This window comes from Microbacterium sp. SA39, assembly GCF_000967865.1.
GTDB lineage: Bacteria > Actinomycetota > Actinomycetes > Actinomycetales > Microbacteriaceae > Microbacterium.
This window is the reverse complement of the sequence record NZ_JXRU01000038.1, coordinates 166,341-183,488: the sequence shown is the minus strand read 5'-3', so window position 1 is coordinate 183,488 and position 17,148 is coordinate 166,341. Positions and strand designations below refer to the sequence as shown.

Genomic DNA, 17,148 nt, shown 5'->3' with positions numbered 1-17,148 from the left:
AACGGATACGATCGCGGACGTGAACGAACCAGAAGCGGATGCCGCAGCCGACCCGGAAGCGGGCGACACGGCCGCGGCATCCGCTCCCACCGGGCTGAGCCGTCGTGGCCTTCTGGGCCTGGCGATCGGCGGCGGTGTCGCGGGTCTCGCGGTCGGAGCGGGCGCCGGTCTCGCCGGTGGTGTCGCGGTCGGGCGCGCCCAGGCGCAGGAAGAGGCGCGGCCCGTCCACGAGTTCTTCGGCGAGCACCAGGCCGGTATCACGACCTCGGTGCAGGATCACCTGCACTTCGCGAGCTTCGACATGATGCCGCGCACCGACCGTGATGACCTCATCTCGCTGCTGCAGGACTGGTCGTACGCCGCCGCTCGCATGACGCAAGGGCTCGAGGTGAGCGCCAGCGGTGCGGTCGGAGGTCCGGCGGAGGCGCCACCCGACGACACCGGCGAGGCGCTCGGACTCCCCGCTGCCGGCCTCACCATCACCTTCGGCTTCGGTCCCGGGCTGTTCGAGGACGAGGACGGCGATCGTTACGGCATCGCCGCCCTCCGTCCGGCGGGGCTGGAGCGCTTGCCGGCCTTCCTGGCCGATGATCTGAATCCGCAGGCGTCGCACGGCGACCTGTGCATCCAGGCGTGCGCCGACGACCCGCAGGTGGCGGTGCACGCGATCCGCAACCTGAGCAGGATCGCATTCGGGCGCGCACGGCTGCGCTGGTCGCAGCTGGGATTCGGCAAGACGTCGCGCACGACCTCGGAGCAGGCGACGCCACGGAACCTCTTCGGCTTCAAGGACGGGACGGCCAACATCCTGGCCGACGACCAGGCGGCTCTCGCGGATCACGTCTGGGTCGCGGCCGACGACGAGCCCGCGTGGCTCACCGGGGGCTCGTACCTCGTGGCGCGCAAGATCGCCATGCTGATCGAGACCTGGGATCGGGTGCGTCTGGCCGAACAGGACACGATCATCGGCCGCGACAAGGGGGAGGGCGCCCCGCTCTCCGGAGGGAACGAGTTCACGGCGCCCGATTTCGGCGGGGCATCGATCGATGCGGACAGTCACGTGCGGCTCGCGCACCCCGAGCAGAACGGCGGCATCCGGATCCTTCGCCGCGGATACAACTACGTCGACGGCAACAACGAGCTCGGTCGACTCGACGCCGGACTGTTCTTCCTGTCGTATCAGCGCGATCCGGAGCAGTTCATCTCTCTGCAGCGGCGACTGTCGACCGACCTGCTGAGCGAGTACATCCGGCACGTGGGTTCCGGCATCTGGGCGATCCCTGCCGGCGTGAAGCCCGGGTCGTACGTGGGCGCGGACCTGTTCGCCTAGAGGAAATCGGGTTCCTCGATCGCCTCCACGACGAACTCGGCGATGGCGTCAGCGCCGAAATGATCGGACGCGCTGATCGTCACCACCGCGTCCTCCGCGAAGATCAGCAGCTGGCCATGGGCGCCGTGGAGTCTCCAGCCTCCGCCAGGCCCTGCCCAGCCCGCGAGCGCGTACCGGTCGTAGCCCGGACCGGTGCCCGCCGGTGCCCAGGCGCCATGCATCGCGTCGACCCACGCGGCTGACAGCAGGCGTCGCTCTTCCCACACGCCGCGGTCGCGGATCAGTCGTCCGATGCGGGCCATCTCCTCGGTGCGCAGCGGGAGTCCGCCGCCGGCTGCGATCCGGCCGTTCGGGCAGCGCTCCCATTCGACGTCCCGGATGCCGAGCGGTGCGAGCAGCCGCGTGTCGATGTAGTCTCCGACATCGCCGACGCGGGCGCCGAGCGCCGTCATCGCGGTGTAGGTACTGGCGTTCGAGTACTGGAAGACGCGACCCCGCGACGGGCGGCCGAGGAACTCACGCGCGAGATCGGGCCAGTCGGTCATCATCGTCTCCGACCACGGGAAGTCGACGCCGCTCGACATGCTCAGAAGACGGCGGAGCGTGACGTGTTCGACCCCGCTGCCGAGGATGAAGCCGGGAAGGTACGCCGAGACCGGCTCGTCGAGATCGACCAGGCCCTCGTCTGCGGCGATCCCGGATGCCAGGACGCAGACGCCCTTCGCCACCGAGTGCACGTCCTCACGGATGTCGGCGGTCCAACGGTGCTCCGCGACCTCGGCATCGACGAGCACGTGCAACCCGTGCGCCCCGAATCCGGTGTCCTCGACCCTGCCGACGATCCGATCGCGGAGGGTCAGCGCGCGGGTCATCCGCTCAGGCTATCGCGGCCTGCGGGATCCGGTCGGATCGTTCCTGCGGCCCTCGCGGGAGGCGAGAGCGGGATCTGCGAAGAGCCACGTCGGCCGTGGTTCGACGAGCGGACGGAACAACCGCCGCACGGGCTTGGTCGCGAGGGCCAGAGCGACCACCACCGACAGCAGCGTGACGAGAGGGAGCCAGATCCACGTCGGTTCGAGGTCACGCAGGGCGCCGGTCTCACGGAAGGGGTACAGGACGAAGGAGTGCAGCAGGAACACATACATCGTGTACTGACCGAAATGCGTCCACCAGTACGTCCCGCGGGGGATCAGGGCGAAGAAGGCCGCGCACAGCACGACCGCGAGGAGCATCAGCGCCAGTCGGACGCCGCCGGCCCACCACTGCTCCCCGCCGAGGTCGGCGTACGAGTCCTCGTAGAAGAGCCAGTGACGCAGGTCGACCGCCTGCCAGACGGGGAGCCAGTTCCATGCGGCCCAGCCGGTCGCCGCGAGCACCGCCAGGGCCACGACCCGCACCCACCAGGGACGGAAGTCGAGCAGTTGGAGGCGGGCGACGACGTCACGCTCTCGGAGCCACCATCCGAATGCGAAGAACGGCAGCAGGCCGAGGGTGCGTGAGAGCGAGAAGGTGCTGTCCACGTTCGGGAGGTATCCGACGCCGATCGAGATCACGACGGTCCAGAACAACGGCCAGCGCAGGAGGGCGAGGTAGGGCAGCACGAGTCGGAAGATCCCGAGCGCGAGCAGGAACCACAGCGTCCAGGACGGCTTGGTGATGTTCGGGTTCGCCTGGCCCTCGACGAGCCACTTGGTGAGCGTCCAGAGCACCTCGAAGATCACGTACGGCACGATGATGTCGGTGATGACGCGCGCCATCTGGGTCCGGGTGGGCGAGCCGGATTTCGAGAAGTAGCCCGAGATGATCGCGAACGCCGGCATGTGGAAGGCGTACAGGGCGAGGTAGAACGCGAAGGCGATGTCCGAGTCGTAGATGAGCCGCTGGATCGCGTGGCCGAGCACGACCAGCACGATGCAGGCGTAACGAGCGTTGTCCCAGAACGGAACACGGCGGCGAGGGCGGGCGGTCGCCCCCGTGGTGGGGCCCGAGGGGGCCGCGGCTGCGTTGCTCATCCTTCGAGGCTACCGCCGGGAATAAAGTTGGCCCCACCGCGTTGACTCATATACATTCAAGTGAATAGAAGAGGATGCTCGGCATCCGATTCGAGGAAGATGGAGTGATCATGAGCGAGCAGTCAGGCGCGCAGGCGATGCAGTTCGGCATCATGTCGGTCAGCGACATCACGCGCGATCCCACCACGGGCGAGACGCCCAGCGAGCAGGAGCGCATCAAGGCGACCCTGACCATCGCCACGCACGCCGAGGAGGTGGGACTCGACGTCTTCGCGATCGGCGAGCACCACAACCCGCCCTTCTGGTCGTCCAGCCCCACCACGTTCCTCGCGGCTCTCGCCGCGCAGACCGAGCGATTGATCGTCTCGACCTCGACCACGCTCATCACCACGAACGACCCGGTGCGCATCGCGGAGGAGTACGCGATGCTGCAGCATGTGTCAGACGGACGCATGGACCTCATGCTCGGTCGTGGCAACACCGGGCCCGTGTACCCGTGGTTCGGGCAGGACATCCGCCAGGGACTGCCTCTCGCGATCGAGAACTACGCGCTGCTGCACAAGCTGTGGCGCGAGGACGTCGTCGACTTCGAGGGCAAGTTCCGCACTCCGCTGCAGGGCTTCACCTCCACCCCCCGTCCGCTCGACGGCATCGCGCCCTTCGTCTGGCACGGCTCGATCCGCACGCCCGAGATCGCCGAGCAGGCCGCCTACTACGGTGACGGGTTCTTCGCGAACAACATCTTCTGGCCGAAGGAGCACTACCAGCGGCTGATCGAGCTCTACCGCCAGCGCTACGCGCACTACGGTCACGGCACACCGGAGCAGGCGATCGTCGGTCTCGGCGGTCAGGTCTTCATGGCGGCGAACTCGCAGGACGCGGTGAACCAGTTCCGCCCCTACTTCGACAACGCCCCCGTCTACGGTCACGGTCCGAGCATGGAGGACTTCACCGAGATGACTCCGCTCACGGTCGGATCCCCGCAGCAGATCATCGACCGCTACGCCGCCATGCGCGAGCACTATGGCGACTACCAGCGTCAGCTGTTCCTCATCGACCACGCGGGTCTTCCGCTGAAGACGGTGCTCGAGCAGCTCGACATCCTCGGCGCTGAGGTCGTCCCCGTGCTGCGCAAGGAGCTCGCGAAGGACCGCCCGGAGGCGGTGCCGGATGCTCCGACCCACGCCGCGCGCGTCAAAGCGGAGTTCGGCGACGGCCCGACCCGTCAGGCCCGGCCCGGTGCGAACCGGGGCGACAACCTGACCGGCGATTCGCCCTACCAGGACACCCCGGCTCCCGCAGGCGCGGCGTTCGGGCTGAGCCGGAAGGGTGCCTGAGATGACCGTTCGTCGCATCGCGGTCGTCTCCGCCGGGCTGTCGAACCCGTCTTCCACGCGCATGCTCGCTGATCGGCTCGCGGCCGAGACCGTCAAAGCGCTCCGTGAGCGGGACATCGAGACCAGTGTCGACGTGATCGAGTTGCGCGACTATGCGCACGACATCACCAACAACCTGCTCACCGGGTTCGCGCCGCCGGCGCTCGAGACGGCGATCAACACCGTGGTGTCGGCCGACGCGCTGATCGCGGTGACGCCGATCTTCTCCACGAGCTATTCGGGACTCTTCAAGTCGTTCATCGACGTGCTCGACCCCGATGCGCTCACCGGGAAGCCGGTGCTGATCGGCGCGAACGCAGGGACGGCTCGGCACTCGCTGGCGATCGACTACGCGATCCGTCCGCTGTTCGCCTACCTGCACGCCGAGGCGGTCTCGACGGGCGTGTTCGCGGCGTCGAGCGACTGGGGCGGCTCGGGCGACGATGTCGCTCCGCTCGCCACACGCGTCGAGAAGGGTGCGCGCGAGCTCGCCGAGGCGATCGCCCGTCGCGACGCCGCTTCGGCAGCCGACCCGTACGACCCGGCCACCTATCTCGGTGAGGGTCGCTCGTTCGGTCATCTGCTCGGGGGCCTCGCGGGGGAGTGACCTCCGTCGTCCGGTTCGGTTCTCGACGCAGGGCGCCTTCCCCGTTGAACTCAGACGCCGTGGGCTGCTCCGCGGTTCCAGCGATACTCGGTCTCCGGGCGGCCACGGGCGCCGTATCGCGCGCTCCGGGTGACGACGCCCTCGGCAGCGAGGTGCTCGAGGTAGCGCCGCACGGCCACGCGTGACATGCCGAGGCGCTCGGCCGCTTCGCTCGCCGACAGCGGACCGGTCGCGCGCACGGCGGTCGAGACCCGATCGAGGGAGGCGGCCGACAGGCCCTTGGGGAGCGAGATCGTGCCCGTCGAGCGTCCGAGCAGCGCGTCGATCTCCGCCTGAGTCGCTTCTCCGTCGGTGGTCCTGGCCTGCTCCCGATGCGACCGGTACTGCTCCATGCGCTCTGCGAAGACGGCGAAGGGGAACGGCTTCACCAGGTAGTGGAAGACGCCCAGCGCGGCCATCTGCCGCACGGTCTCCGCGTCGCGAACCCCCGTGACGGCGATCACGTCGACCGAGGCGGCGCGGGCACGGAGTGCGCGGAGCACGTCGATCCCCGACCCGTCCGGCATGGTGATGTCGAGCAGAATCAGATCGAAGGCTTCGGCCCCCTGGCGATCCAGCACTGCGCTCACCGCCGCGCGGGCGCCGCTGCATTCGCCGACCACCTCGAAGCCGTCCAGGCGCGCAACATAGTCGCGGTGCAACTCGAGGGTGAGTGCATCATCGTCGACCAGCAGCGTGCGAATCATGCGCGTCGTCTCCGCGAGCCCGCCGCAGGCAGCACGACGCGGAACGTCGTCGGATCCTCCGTGACCGTCACCGTGCCACCGGCATCCGTGACGACAGAGCGCACCAGCGCCAGCCCGATGCCGCGCCCCTCGGCATCCGCCGGTTTCGTCGAATAGCCCCGCTGGAAGATCTGCTCGCGCCGGTCGTGGGGAATCCCCGGTCCGCTGTCGGAGACTTCGAGATCGATACCGCCATCCGCCGTCGGCCGCAGGGAGACCGCGACCCAGCGGTCGTCCGACTCGGCGGCGGCATCCATCGCGTTGTCGATGAGGTTGCCGAGCACCGACACGCTGTCGACCGTCGAGAGCGGCGACCGCGGAGTGGCGGGGTCGATATGGACCCGCCAGTCGATGCCGCGCTCCTTCGCCTGAGACGCTTTCCCGAGCAGGAGGGCGCCGACGGCCGGGTCGCCCTGGCTGCGTGCGGTGACCTGATCCACGAGCGACTGACTCTGCCGGGAGGTCTCGGTGAGGATCTCGATCGCCTCATCGCGTCGTCCGAGTTCGAGAAGAGCCACGGCGGTGTGCATGCGATTCCCGTGTTCGTGGGTCTGCGCGCGCAGCGCTTCGCCGAGCGTGCGAATGGACTCGTAGGAGGACACCGCGTCGCGCAGCTGGCCGGGAGGCAGGTCGCCGGCGATGCGCCGAGTGAACCAGCGGGCCAACACGGCCCCGCCTGTGCCGAGCGCGACGAGACCGAGGGTTATGCCCAGGGAAAGCGGGAGCCGCCGGACCAGGGTCTCGCTGATCGACTCGGTCGTCACCCCCGCGGCGACCCAGCCCCGAAGCGTGCCGCCGGCATCCTCGACAGGAACGATCGTCCGCACGGAGGGCCCGAGAGTTCCCGTGAACTCCTCGGTGAGGGTCTGCGGCGATGCAGGAATCGTCCCCAGGTATCGTCCGCCGATCTGTTCGGCGTCGGGATGCGTGACGCGGATGCCGTCGACGGTCATGACGGTGATGAAGTCGAGGCCGGCCTCGTCGATGACGGCCAGCGCGTAGGGCTCGAGCCGCCGCGTCGCCTTGTCTTCGTCCCCGGCGCTCAAGGCCGACACGACGTCCGGCGAGGCGGCGAGCGACACCGCGGTCGCCGCCGTCACCCGCTCCGCCTCGGCGCGGATGGCGCGCTGCGCTTCGACGACCAGGAACACCGCGACCAGCACGCCGATCACGACGGCGGCGCCGAGGAGCACGACGAAGACCCGTGATGCCGTGCTGCGGCCGTCAGAGAGGTGAGCCATCGCATCCTCCGGTCGTCGGCGATCTGGGTAGTGACCAATACGACCACAAATCGCGCCGTCGCGTGAACTCGGCGACGGTGGATCTCATCGGCGACGCGGAAGCCGCCGCACACATGACACGACGACGTTCATGATCGAGGAGGAAACATGGCCATCACAACGGGGTTCAGTCTGCCGGGGTTCAACTGGCGACGCGGAAAGCAGTCCTGGGATCGGCACACCTGGCTGTACGTGTCCGTGATCATCGCGGTGGTGCTCGGCGCCCTCGTCGGGCTCATCTGGCCGGAGGTCGGGCAGAGCTTCGAGCCGCTCGGCAAGGGCTTCGTGGCGCTGATCAAGATGATGATCGCGCCGATCATCTTCTGCACGATCGTCGTGGGCGTCGGATCCATCGCGAAGGCGGCGACGGTCGGGAAGATCGGCGGGCTCGCGCTGCTCTACTTCATGGTCATGTCGACCTTCGCGCTCGCGATCGGCCTGGTCGTCGGCAACATCATCCACCCTGGCTCCGGCCTCGACATGGCCGGCTCCACGTATGAGGCCGAGGGCGAGGCGAAGACCACGCAGGAGTTCATCCTCGCCATCATCCCCGCCACCTTCTTCTCGGCCTTCACGGGGGAGAGCGTGCTCCAGGTGCTGTTCATCGCGCTGCTGGTCGGGTTCGCCCTGCAGGGGCTCGGCGACCGGGGCGCTCCGATCATGGACGCGGTCAAGCAGCTCCAGAAGCTGGTGTTCCGCATCCTCGGCATGATCCTGTGGCTCGCTCCGATCGGCGCGTTCGGTGCGATCGCGGCCGTGGTGGGCAAGACCGGGGTCGCGGCGATCTGGAGCCTCGGCATCCTGATGGTCGCCTTCTACATCACCTGCATCCTGTTCATCGTGGTGGTGCTCGGCGTGCTGCTCTGGGCCGTCACGCGGGTGAACATCTTCTCGCTCATGAAGTACCTGGGACGCGAGTACCTGCTGATCGTCGGCACGTCGTCATCGGAATCCGCGCTGCCGCGACTGATCGCGAAGATGGAGCACGTCGGCGTCTCGAAGCCCGTGGTGGGCATCACTGTTCCGACGGGGTACTCGTTCAACCTCGACGGCACCGCGATCTACCTGACGATGGCATCGCTGTTCATCGCGACGGGAATGGGCCAGCCGATGTCGATCAGCGAGCAGATCGGCCTCCTGGTGTTCATGATCATCGCGAGCAAGGGCGCTGCGGGAGTGACCGGCGCCGGCCTCGCCACCCTCGCCGGTGGGCTTCAGGCGTACCGCCCGGATCTGGTCGACGGCGTCGGCGTGATCGTCGGTATCGACCGGTTCATGTCGGAGGGGCGCGCGCTGACCAACTTCACGGGCAACGCCGTCGCCACCCTCCTCATCGGCACCTGGACGAAGCAGATCGACCGGGATCGCACCCGCCGGGTGCTCAGCGGAGAGCTGCCCTTCGACGAGTCGCTGATGGACGGCGTGGATGCGCATGGGATGTCGGATGCTCCGCAGGCGGCGGGGGTGCAGGAGCTCAGCGAGTCCGCCGTCGCCGAGATGTCCGCGAAGGAGCAGCGGGCCAGAGATCGCGCGGCACAGGCCTGAGCCCTGCGGGACTGATCTCGCGAGCGAAGAGAGGGATGCGGGGCCGGATGATTCCGGCCCCGCATCCGTGTGGTCAACCGCTCTTGCGTCGGAACTCGCGCCGCGTCTGCGGGGCGGCTGCGCCGTGCACGGCGGAGTCGCCGTCGAGGTGCGACTCGCCCTGTCGGTGCTGCGCGTTCTTCTTCTCGAGCGCTTCCTTGAACTTGCGCTTCATCTCCTCAGCGGAGGTGGCGCCTTCTTCGGTGCTCATGCCCCGAGCCTAGAGCACGCTCGCGAAGAGGAGGTGTTCACGTCCGTCGTCTGCGGGTGAGGGCGTCGATCAGCAGACCGACGCCGATGGCCACCGCGATCGAGACCGGCACGGCCACGAGAGGTCCGCCGGGCACGATCGCGGCGACAGCGGCACCGATCGCCGCCTGGTAGACGGCCCACCCTGTCGCAGCCAGAGCGACGAGCGCGAGATAGCGCGGGGGATGGATGCGCGATGCTCCCGCCACGAGGTTGATGGCGAGCCGCGCGAACGGCACGAAGCGGGCGGTGAAGAGCACGGTGGCCGTGCCGCTGTCGAGACGCCGCCTCGCCCACGCGAGCGCCTGCTGCACGCGCGGTGCCCGCATCCAGCGCCAGCGGTCCGTGCCGACCAGCCTTCCGATCAGATAGCAGCACACGTCGCCGACGGTCGCGGCGACCGCCGCGCAGACGATGACGGCCCACAGCAGCGGCGCGCCGGTCGTGACCGCGAGGGCACCGAGCGCCGTCACCGCGACCTCGCCCGGGATCACCACGAGGAAGGCATCGCCGACGACGAGGAGGCTCATCAGCACCAGGCTCCACGGGCCGGCGAGCGTTTCGGCGAGCAGGTCGGTCGACACCGCTTCACTGTGCCGTGCGACGGTGAACGGGAACCAAAGGCCGGATAGCCGGTGACCTGCGATCCAGCATCCGGTGAACATCTGGTGGTTCGTCCCGTTTCCGGCGAGAGCGGTGTCTTCCCGCCGTCATCCTGAGGGTGTGAGAGTAGCGATCATCACGGAATCCTTCCTTCCGCACATGAACGGCGTCACCGGATCGGTGATGCAGATCCTGCGGCACCTCGAGCAGCGCGGGCACGAAGCCCATGTGATCGCGCCCGCAGCCGTCGGCATCCCCGAGGAGGTCAGCGGCGCGCGCATCGAGGCCATCCCGAGCCTCGCCCTCCCGGGGTACCGCAATGTGCGGGTCGGAACGTCGCCGGCCCATCGGGTCGCGGCTTCGCTCCGCCGCTTCGAACCCGACGTCGTTCACCTCGCCTCGCCGTTCGCGCTCGGCTGGCGCGGTGTGCTCGCCGCCGAGAGGCTCGACGTGGCATCCGTCGCGGCGTACCAGACCGATGTCGCCGCCTACACCGAGCGATATCGGATCGCGGCGACCACGGGCCTCGCCCAGACGCATATCGCCCGCCTCCACCGACGAGCGACCCTGACCCTCGCCCCCTCCGCGGAATCGGCGCAGCAGCTCGCAGCTCTCGGCATCGACCGGGTGCGCCGATGGGGGAGAGGCGTGGATGCCGAGCGCTTCCAACCTTCACGACGCAGCGGCGAACTGCGCGCGTCGTGGGGTGCGGAGGTGGTGATCGGCTATGTCGGCCGACTCGCACCGGAGAAGCAGGTCGAGGACCTCGCCGCCCTGCACGGCATCCCTGGCACGCGTCTCGTCATCGTGGGCGACGGACCGACCCGGTCACGGCTCGAGGCGCTGCTGCCGGACGCCCTCTTCCTGGGACACCTCGACGGCGATGCGCTCGCCGCCGCCATGGCGTCGTTCGACCTGTTCGTGCACCCCGGGGAGAGCGAGACCTTCGGTCAGACCCTGCAGGAGGCTCACGCGAGCGGCGTGCCCGTGATCGCGACCGGCCGCGGCGGCCCGCTCGATCTCGTCCGCATGGGGATCGACGGCTGGCTCTACCGGCCGGGCGACCTCGACGACATGAGGATGCGGGTGGCGGACCTCGCCGGGGATGCGCGCAAGCGCCGGGCGTTCGGCGATGCCGGACGAGAGGCGGTGCAGGGACGCAGCTGGGCGAGTGTGTGCGACCAGCTCGTCGGACACTTCGAGGATGCGCGGATGCTGCACGGCGTGGACGCGCGCGCCCGCGCTCGCCGAGTGGTGAGGCCGGAGCCCACGGCGTCGGTGACTCCACGGCGATGGCGGCGCTACGTCGCACTCGGCGACTCCCTGACCGAGGGCTTGTGCGACCCCGCTCCGGATGGCGCCCTGCGCGGATGGGCCGACCGGCTCGCCCTGCTGCTCGCCGCGCGCGGCGGACTCCACTACGCCAACCTCGCGATCCGCTCGAAGCGCGTGAGCGACGTGTGCGGGACACAGCTGGAGCGCGCGCTGCAGCTGCGTCCCGACCTGGTCTCGATCCTCATCGGCGCCAACGACCTCGTGAAGCACCGGGTTGACATGACGGCGCTCGCCGCGCGTCTCGAGGAGGCCGTGGTCCAGCTCCGCGAGATCGGTGCCGATGTGGTCCTCGTCACGCCGTTCCTCCCCGCACGACGTGCCGCCTCGATCTACACGCGCCGCTTCTCGGCCTTCGCGACCGCGCTCGCCGGGGTCGCCGCGCGCACCGGCGCGATCCTGATCGATACCGACCTGCACCCCTCGCTGCCGGAGCGTCAGAACTGGGGCGAGGATCTCGTGCATCTGAGCAGCCGGGGGCACCGGTTCCTCGCCTATCGCGCGGCCGAGGTCCTGGGTGTTCCGGATGCCGACGCGCTCGGCGCGCTGGATGCGGCGCTGCACGAGCATGAGACGATCGGCGCCGGTGTCTGGTGGCGCCGCCATGCCCTGCCCTGGGTGTGGCGACGGCTGCACGGTCGAGCAGCGGGGGACGGGCGCTCCGCGAAGCACGAGGATTACGTCTACCTCGGTCGGTCATCCGCGACGCGAGGCGTCTCGGTTTCCTGAGGGCGAATCGCGCTCAGCGACGGCCCATGCCGTGGTACTGCCAACCGGCAGCGCGCCAGGCCGCGGCATCGAGGCAGTTGCGCCCGTCCACGACGATGCGACCGCGCACCAGCCCTCCGGCGTGCACAGGGGAGAGATCGCGGCGGTACTCGTCCCACTCGGTGACGATCACGACCGCGTCCGCCTCGCGCAACGCGTCGTCGCGCTCTCTCGCGTATCCGAGTTGCGGGTGCGCGGCCTGTGCGTTGTCGATCGCGGCCGGATCCGTCACGACGACGTCCGCTCCGAGTCCCCGGAGCCGCACCGCCACATCGAGGGCCGGGGAGTCGCGGATGTCGTCGCTGAATGGTTTGAACGCCGCTCCGAGCACCGCGATCCGGCGCCCGAAGACGAGGCCGTCGAGAGCGTCGACGACGAGCTGGACGGCGCGGTCGCGACGACGCAGGTTGATGGCGTCGACCTCGCGCAGGAATCCGACGGCCTCGCCGCGGCCCAGTTCCTCGGCGCGCGCGGCGAATGCCCGGATGTCCTTGGGCAGGCAGCCGCCCCCGAACCCGATGCCGGAGCCGAGGTAGCGGCGCCCGATGCGGTCGTCATGGCCGAGCGCGTCGGCGAGGAGTGTCACGTCCGCCCCTGCGGCCTCCGCGATCTCGGCCATGGCGTTGATGAACGAGATCTTGGTGGCGAGGAACGCATTGGCGGCGCCCTTGACGAGCTCGGCCGTGGCGAGGTCGGTCACCAGGAACGGCGTTCCCGCATCGACGGCGGCGGCGTACGCCTCACGGAGGACACCGACCGCGCGGGCGCCGTCGTCGCCGGGGGCGGCACCGACGACGAGCCGATCGGGTGTGAGCGTGTCGTGGACGGCCCAGCCCTCGCGGAGGAACTCCGGGTTCCAGACCAGCGTCGCCCCCGTGCCGGAGACGCGGTCGGCCAGTCTTGCGGCCGTGCCGACAGGCACGGTCGACTTCCCGGCCAGTACGTCGCCGGGGCGGAGATGGGGGAGGAGCGCCTCCACCGCCGCATCGACAAAGCGGAGGTCGGCAGCGTGCCCGCCTGCGATCTGGGGTGTGCCCACGGCGAGGAAGTGCACGTCGGCGCCGGCGGCATCCGCCATGCTGCTGCTGAAGCGCAGGCGTCCGGATGCGAGGCCCTCCGCGAGGAGCTCGGCGAGCTGGGGCTCGAAGAACGGCGCCGTCCCCGCCGTGAGGGAAGCCACTTTCCGCTCGTCGACATCGATGCCCGTGACCTCGTGTCCGAGGGAGGCCATGGCTGCGGCATGCACGGCACCGAGGTACCCGCAACCGATCACTGACATGCGCATGCGCTCAGCACAGCGGATGCCGCGCACGACGCGGCATCCGGCCGGTGAACGGAGGGTGGCGGGGGCGTGACCGATCCGCTCCGCCCCCGGTCGCACGGGTTTCCGCGGCATCCGCTGATAGGCTGAGAGAGGTCGGCCTGTGTCGACCGCACAATTTCATATCGACTCACGGAGCGAGCGGCGGAGAAGCTGGTCCCCTGTGGTGGGTTCCTCGGCAGGCGTTGTCGGGTGACTTTCTACTGGTGGCCAGCGCAGGCGTCATTCGCGGGGCAACATGCCCGCGCGCCCGGACCCTTCCGTTCCGCTCCTTTGAACATGCTCGCGCGTCATACGGACTCGCGAGTCTAAACAAAGAAGGAGAGACCTCTTGGAAGGTCCTGAAATCACCGCCACCGAGGCCGTTCTCGACAACGGCCGCTTCGGCACCCGCACCATCCGCTTCGAGACCGGCCGCCTCGCGCAGCAGGCTCAGGGCGCAGTCGCCGCGTACCTCGACGGCGAGACCATGCTCCTCTCGGCCACCAGCGCAGGCAAGCACCCGCGCGAGGGCTTCGACTTCTTCCCGCTGACGGTCGACGTCGAGGAGCGCTCCTACGCCGCCGGCAAGATCCCCGGCTCGTTCTTCCGTCGCGAGGGTCGCCCCTCGACCGAGGCGATCCTGGTCTGCCGTCTGATCGACCGTCCCCTGCGCCCGTCGTTCGTCGACGGTCTCCGCAACGAGGTCCAGGTCGTCATCACCGTGCTGTCGATCGCTCCGGGCGAGTACTACGACGCGCTGGCGATCAACGCTGCTTCCGCCTCGACGCAGATCTCCGGTCTGCCGTTCTCGGGCCCTGTCGCCGGTGTGCGCCTCGCGTTCATCCCCGGCCACGGCGAGAACGCCGACCAGTGGGTCGCGTTCCCGAACGCCGAGCAGGTCGGCGAGGCCGTGTTCGACCTCATCGTCGCCGGTCGCGTCGTCACCAAGTCCGATGGCACGGAAGACGTCGCCATCATGATGGTCGAGGCTGAGGCCACCGAGGGCAGCTGGAACCTGATCAAGGCCGGCGCCACCAAGCCGAACGAGGAGATCGTGGCCCAGGGCCTCGAGGCCTCGAAGCCCTTCATCGCTCAGCTGGTCAAGGCTCAGGCCGAGCTCGCGGCGACCGCGTCGAAGGAGCCGGGCGTCTACCCGGTCTTCCCGGCGTACAGCCAGGAGGTCTACGACTTCGTCGCAGGCCGTTCCTACGACGACCTCGTCGGCGTGTACCAGATCGCCGACAAGACCGAGCGTCAGAGCGCCGACGACTCGATCAAGGACCGCGTCCGGGCACAGCTCATCGAGGCCACCGAGGCGAACGAGCTGCCTGCCGGAGCCCCGCTCGAGTTCTCCGCGGCGTACAAGTCCGTCACGAAGAAGATCGTCCGTGGTCGCATCCTCACCGAGGGTTCGCGCATCGACGGTCGTGGACTTGCGGACATCCGTCCGCTCGACGCCGAGGTGCAGGTCATCCCGCGCGTGCACGGCTCCGCGATCTTCCAGCGCGGTGAGACCCAGATCATGGGCATCACCACGCTGAACATGCTCAAGATGGAGCAGCAGATCGACTCGCTGTCGCCCACGACGAGCAAGCGCTACATGCACCACTACAACTTCCCGCCCTACTCGACCGGTGAGACCGGTCGCGTGGGTTCGCCGAAGCGTCGCGAGATCGGGCACGGCTTCCTCGCCGAGCGCGCTCTCGTGCCGGTGCTGCCGAGCCGCGAGGAGTTCCCGTATGCGATCCGTCAGGTGTCCGAGGCGCTGAGCTCCAACGGCTCGACCTCGATGGGCTCCGTCTGCGCGTCGACCCTCTCGCTGCTGAACGCCGGTGTGCCCCTGCGCGCACCGGTCGCCGGCATCGCGATGGGCCTCGTGTCCGACGAGGTCGACGGTGAGACCCGTTACGCGGCGCTCACCGACATCCTGGGTGCCGAGGATGCTCTCGGCGACATGGACTTCAAGGTCGCGGGTACCGGTGAGTTCATCACCGCCATCCAGCTCGACACGAAGCTCGACGGCATCCCGACGTCGGTTCTCGCGGGTGCGCTGACCCAGGCGCGCGACGCGCGTCTGACGATCCTCAACGTCCTGAACTCCGCGATCGACGCTCCTGACGAGATGGCGCCCACCGCGCCTCGCGTGATCAGCGTGCAGATCCCGGTCGACAAGATCGGCGAGCTGATCGGCCCGAAGGGCAAGACGATCAACTCGATCCAGGACACGACCGGCGCGCAGATCTCCATCGAGGAGGACGGCACCGTCTACATCGGTGCGACGGATGGCCCCTCGGCCGAGGCCGCGCGTGCGCAGGTCAACGCGATCGCCAACCCGACCAACCCGGAGATCGGCGAGCAGTTCCTCGGAACCGTCGTGAAGATCGCCACTTTCGGCGCCTTCATCTCGCTGCTGCCCGGCAAGGACGGACTGCTGCACGTCACCGAGGTGCGCAAGCTCGCCGGTGGCAAGCGCGTCGAGAACGTCGACGACGTGCTCTCCGTCGGTCAGAAGATCCTCGTGAAGATCACGAAGATCGACGACCGTGGCAAGCTCTCGCTCGAGCCCGTCATCGACGAGGCGCCCGCCGCTGAGGCTGCGCCCGCGGAAGACGCCGCCGCCGAGTAAGCGTCACGATCGAACCGGAGCCCGGGTCCGTCCGCACAGGACGGGCCCGGGCTTCGTCGTGCGAGACGTGATCAAACCGTTATCGGAAGTTTTCGCGCCGTTCCCCGGATTGGTCGGGGTGTTCGCCGATGTCGCTTACCCTCGAAGTACGCACCGGGGGGTGCACCAGAGGCAGTGACGCAGGTCGGAAACGCACCGATCGACGCGGGGGTGAGAGAGTATGCGGTTGTTCAGCGTAGGCGCAGGAGCGTCGGACGAGCGAGCCCGCGGGGCTGCCGAGCAGGCGCCTGCCGAGCACCCATCCGCTCCGATCCCGATCGTCGGACCCGGAGTCGGCGAGACCGTCCGCATGCCGCTGGGCGAGACCGGCTTCGAGACGTTCCCGCTCATGCTCGGCGCCGCGGAATTCGGCTGGAACGTCGACCTCGAGACCAGCCACGGCATCCTGGACCGCTACGTGGAGTTCGGCGGCAACGCCATCCACACGGCAGACGGCTTCTCCGGCGGACGAAGCGAGCACATCATCGGTCAGTGGCTGAGGTCGCGCGGTCGACGTGAGAGGGCGATCCTCAGCGTGCGCATCGGCGCCCATGCCGACAATCCGGGCCTCGGCTCGGTGAATCTCGTGCGCGCCGTCGAAGGATCGCTGACACGACTCGGCGTCGAGCGGATCGATGTGCTGTACCTCGACGCGACGCTCGACAGCACGACGAACGTCGAAGACACTCTCGCGACGGTGGAATGGCTCAAGGACGCCGGCAAGATCGGCGCCGTCGGCGCCTTCGGGTTCGCACCGGAGCGACTCGTCGAGGCGCGCATCCTGGCGTCTGCCGGATACCCGCGCATCGAGGTGATCGACGCGCCGTACAACCTGCTGCGCCGCCAGCCTTTCGAAGGCGACCTCCGTCTGGTGGCCGGCGCGCAGAACCTGGCGGTCACGCCCTCGCATGCCCTGGAGCACGGATTCCTGTCCGGTCGCCACCGCAGCAAGGCACTGACGTCGCAGGGCGTTCGCGGCGAGCAGCTGCGCGGTCATCTCAACCGTCGCGGCATCAAGATCCTCAAGGCGTTGGACCAGGTCGCCGCCGATCTCGCGGTGCCGGTAGCCGCCGTCTCCATCGCGTGGCTGCTGGCACAGCGCACCGTCGCCGCCCCGATCGTGAACACGTTCGCGACGGATCACGTCGACGAACTCATGCAGGGAGCGGGCGTCACCCTCTCGCGCACGCAGGTCGCCGACCTCACACGCGCGGGGAACTGAGTATCGTCCGACCCGTGACATAGGGTGGACGA

At 68.9% G+C, this 17,148-nt stretch carries 14 protein-coding genes; 7 read left to right on the top strand and 7 right to left on the bottom strand.

What is annotated here, in order from left to right; genetic code table 11:
• Positions 1-19: 19 nt before the first annotated feature.
• Complete coding sequence (gene efeB / locus RS85_RS15700) at positions 20-1,330, top strand: iron uptake transporter deferrochelatase/peroxidase subunit (RefSeq protein WP_082087658.1); 1,311 nt, start codon at positions 20-22, stop codon at positions 1,328-1,330.
• On the opposite strand, the gene RS85_RS15695 is transcribed toward efeB, so the two are convergent.
• Both RS85_RS15695 and RS85_RS15690 read right to left on the bottom strand, forming a co-directional pair.
• A complete protein-coding gene (locus RS85_RS15695) occupies positions 1,327-2,202 on the bottom strand; it encodes a serine hydrolase domain-containing protein (protein ID WP_046014402.1) in 876 nt (291 codons plus the stop codon). The two genes, efeB and RS85_RS15695, sit on opposite strands and share 4 nt — an antisense overlap.
• 9 nt (positions 2,203-2,211) lie before the next feature.
• A complete protein-coding gene (locus tag RS85_RS15690) occupies positions 2,212-3,342 on the bottom strand; it encodes an acyltransferase family protein (protein WP_046014401.1) in 1,131 nt (376 codons plus the stop codon).
• 110 nt (positions 3,343-3,452) lie between these two features.
• Between RS85_RS15690 and RS85_RS15685 the strand changes: the two genes are divergently transcribed.
• Both RS85_RS15685 and RS85_RS15680 read left to right on the top strand, forming a co-directional pair.
• Complete coding sequence (locus tag RS85_RS15685) at positions 3,453-4,679, top strand: LLM class flavin-dependent oxidoreductase (RefSeq protein ID WP_046014524.1); 1,227 nt, start codon at positions 3,453-3,455, stop codon at positions 4,677-4,679.
• Position 4,680: 1 nt separating this feature from the next.
• Positions 4,681-5,325 (top strand): FMN reductase, encoded by a 645-nt coding sequence (locus RS85_RS15680; RefSeq protein WP_046014400.1) that lies wholly within the window; start codon positions 4,681-4,683, stop codon positions 5,323-5,325.
• Positions 5,326-5,375: 50 nt separating this feature from the next.
• On the opposite strand, the gene RS85_RS15675 is transcribed toward RS85_RS15680, so the two are convergent.
• Together RS85_RS15675 and RS85_RS15670 are read right to left on the bottom strand one after the other, a co-directional pair.
• The gene (locus tag RS85_RS15675) at positions 5,376-6,071 is read right to left on the bottom strand and encodes a response regulator (RefSeq protein ID WP_046014399.1); all 696 of its coding nucleotides are present in this window, start codon (positions 6,069-6,071) and stop codon (positions 5,376-5,378) included.
• Positions 6,068-7,351 carry an ATP-binding protein gene (locus tag RS85_RS15670; RefSeq protein ID WP_046014398.1) on the bottom strand — a complete coding sequence of 428 codons (1,284 nt, stop codon included), beginning with the start codon at positions 7,349-7,351 and terminating at the stop codon, positions 6,068-6,070. Before RS85_RS15670 ends, RS85_RS15675 begins: the two co-directional genes overlap by 4 nt.
• 147 nt (positions 7,352-7,498) lie before the next feature.
• Between RS85_RS15670 and RS85_RS15665 the strand changes: the two genes are divergently transcribed.
• Positions 7,499-8,935 (top strand): cation:dicarboxylate symporter family transporter, encoded by a 1,437-nt coding sequence (locus RS85_RS15665; protein ID WP_046014397.1) that lies wholly within the window; start codon positions 7,499-7,501, stop codon positions 8,933-8,935.
• A 73-nt stretch (positions 8,936-9,008) separates the two neighbouring features.
• Here the strand turns inward: RS85_RS15665 and RS85_RS19760 are convergent, their stop codons facing one another.
• Positions 9,009-9,185, bottom strand: a complete 177-nt coding sequence (locus RS85_RS19760) for a DUF5302 domain-containing protein (protein ID WP_160298640.1) — start codon at positions 9,183-9,185, stop codon at positions 9,009-9,011.
• Between the two features lie 37 nt (positions 9,186-9,222).
• Positions 9,223-9,807, bottom strand: a complete 585-nt coding sequence (locus tag RS85_RS15660; protein WP_235282458.1) for a DedA family protein — start codon at positions 9,805-9,807, stop codon at positions 9,223-9,225.
• A 139-nt stretch (positions 9,808-9,946) separates the two neighbouring features.
• Between RS85_RS15660 and RS85_RS15655 the strand changes: the two genes are divergently transcribed.
• Positions 9,947-11,887: a GDSL-type esterase/lipase family protein gene (locus RS85_RS15655; RefSeq protein ID WP_046014396.1), complete on the top strand. Its 1,941-nt coding sequence runs from the start codon at positions 9,947-9,949 to the stop codon at positions 11,885-11,887.
• A 13-nt stretch (positions 11,888-11,900) separates the two neighbouring features.
• On the opposite strand, the gene RS85_RS15650 is transcribed toward RS85_RS15655, so the two are convergent.
• On the bottom strand, positions 11,901-13,211 hold the full coding sequence (locus RS85_RS15650; protein WP_046014395.1) for a UDP-glucose dehydrogenase family protein: 1,311 nt from the start codon (positions 13,209-13,211) through the stop codon (positions 11,901-11,903).
• A 367-nt stretch (positions 13,212-13,578) separates the two neighbouring features.
• Here RS85_RS15650 and RS85_RS15645 point away from each other — a divergent pair, with 367 nt between their 5' ends.
• Together RS85_RS15645 and RS85_RS15640 are read left to right on the top strand one after the other, a co-directional pair.
• Positions 13,579-15,855 carry a polyribonucleotide nucleotidyltransferase gene (locus RS85_RS15645; protein ID WP_046014394.1) on the top strand — a complete coding sequence of 759 codons (2,277 nt, stop codon included), beginning with the start codon at positions 13,579-13,581 and terminating at the stop codon, positions 15,853-15,855.
• A gap of 220 nt (positions 15,856-16,075) precedes the next feature.
• On the top strand, positions 16,076-17,116 hold the full coding sequence (locus RS85_RS15640) for an aldo/keto reductase (protein ID WP_046014393.1): 1,041 nt from the start codon (positions 16,076-16,078) through the stop codon (positions 17,114-17,116).
• Positions 17,117-17,148: the final 32 nt, after the last annotated feature.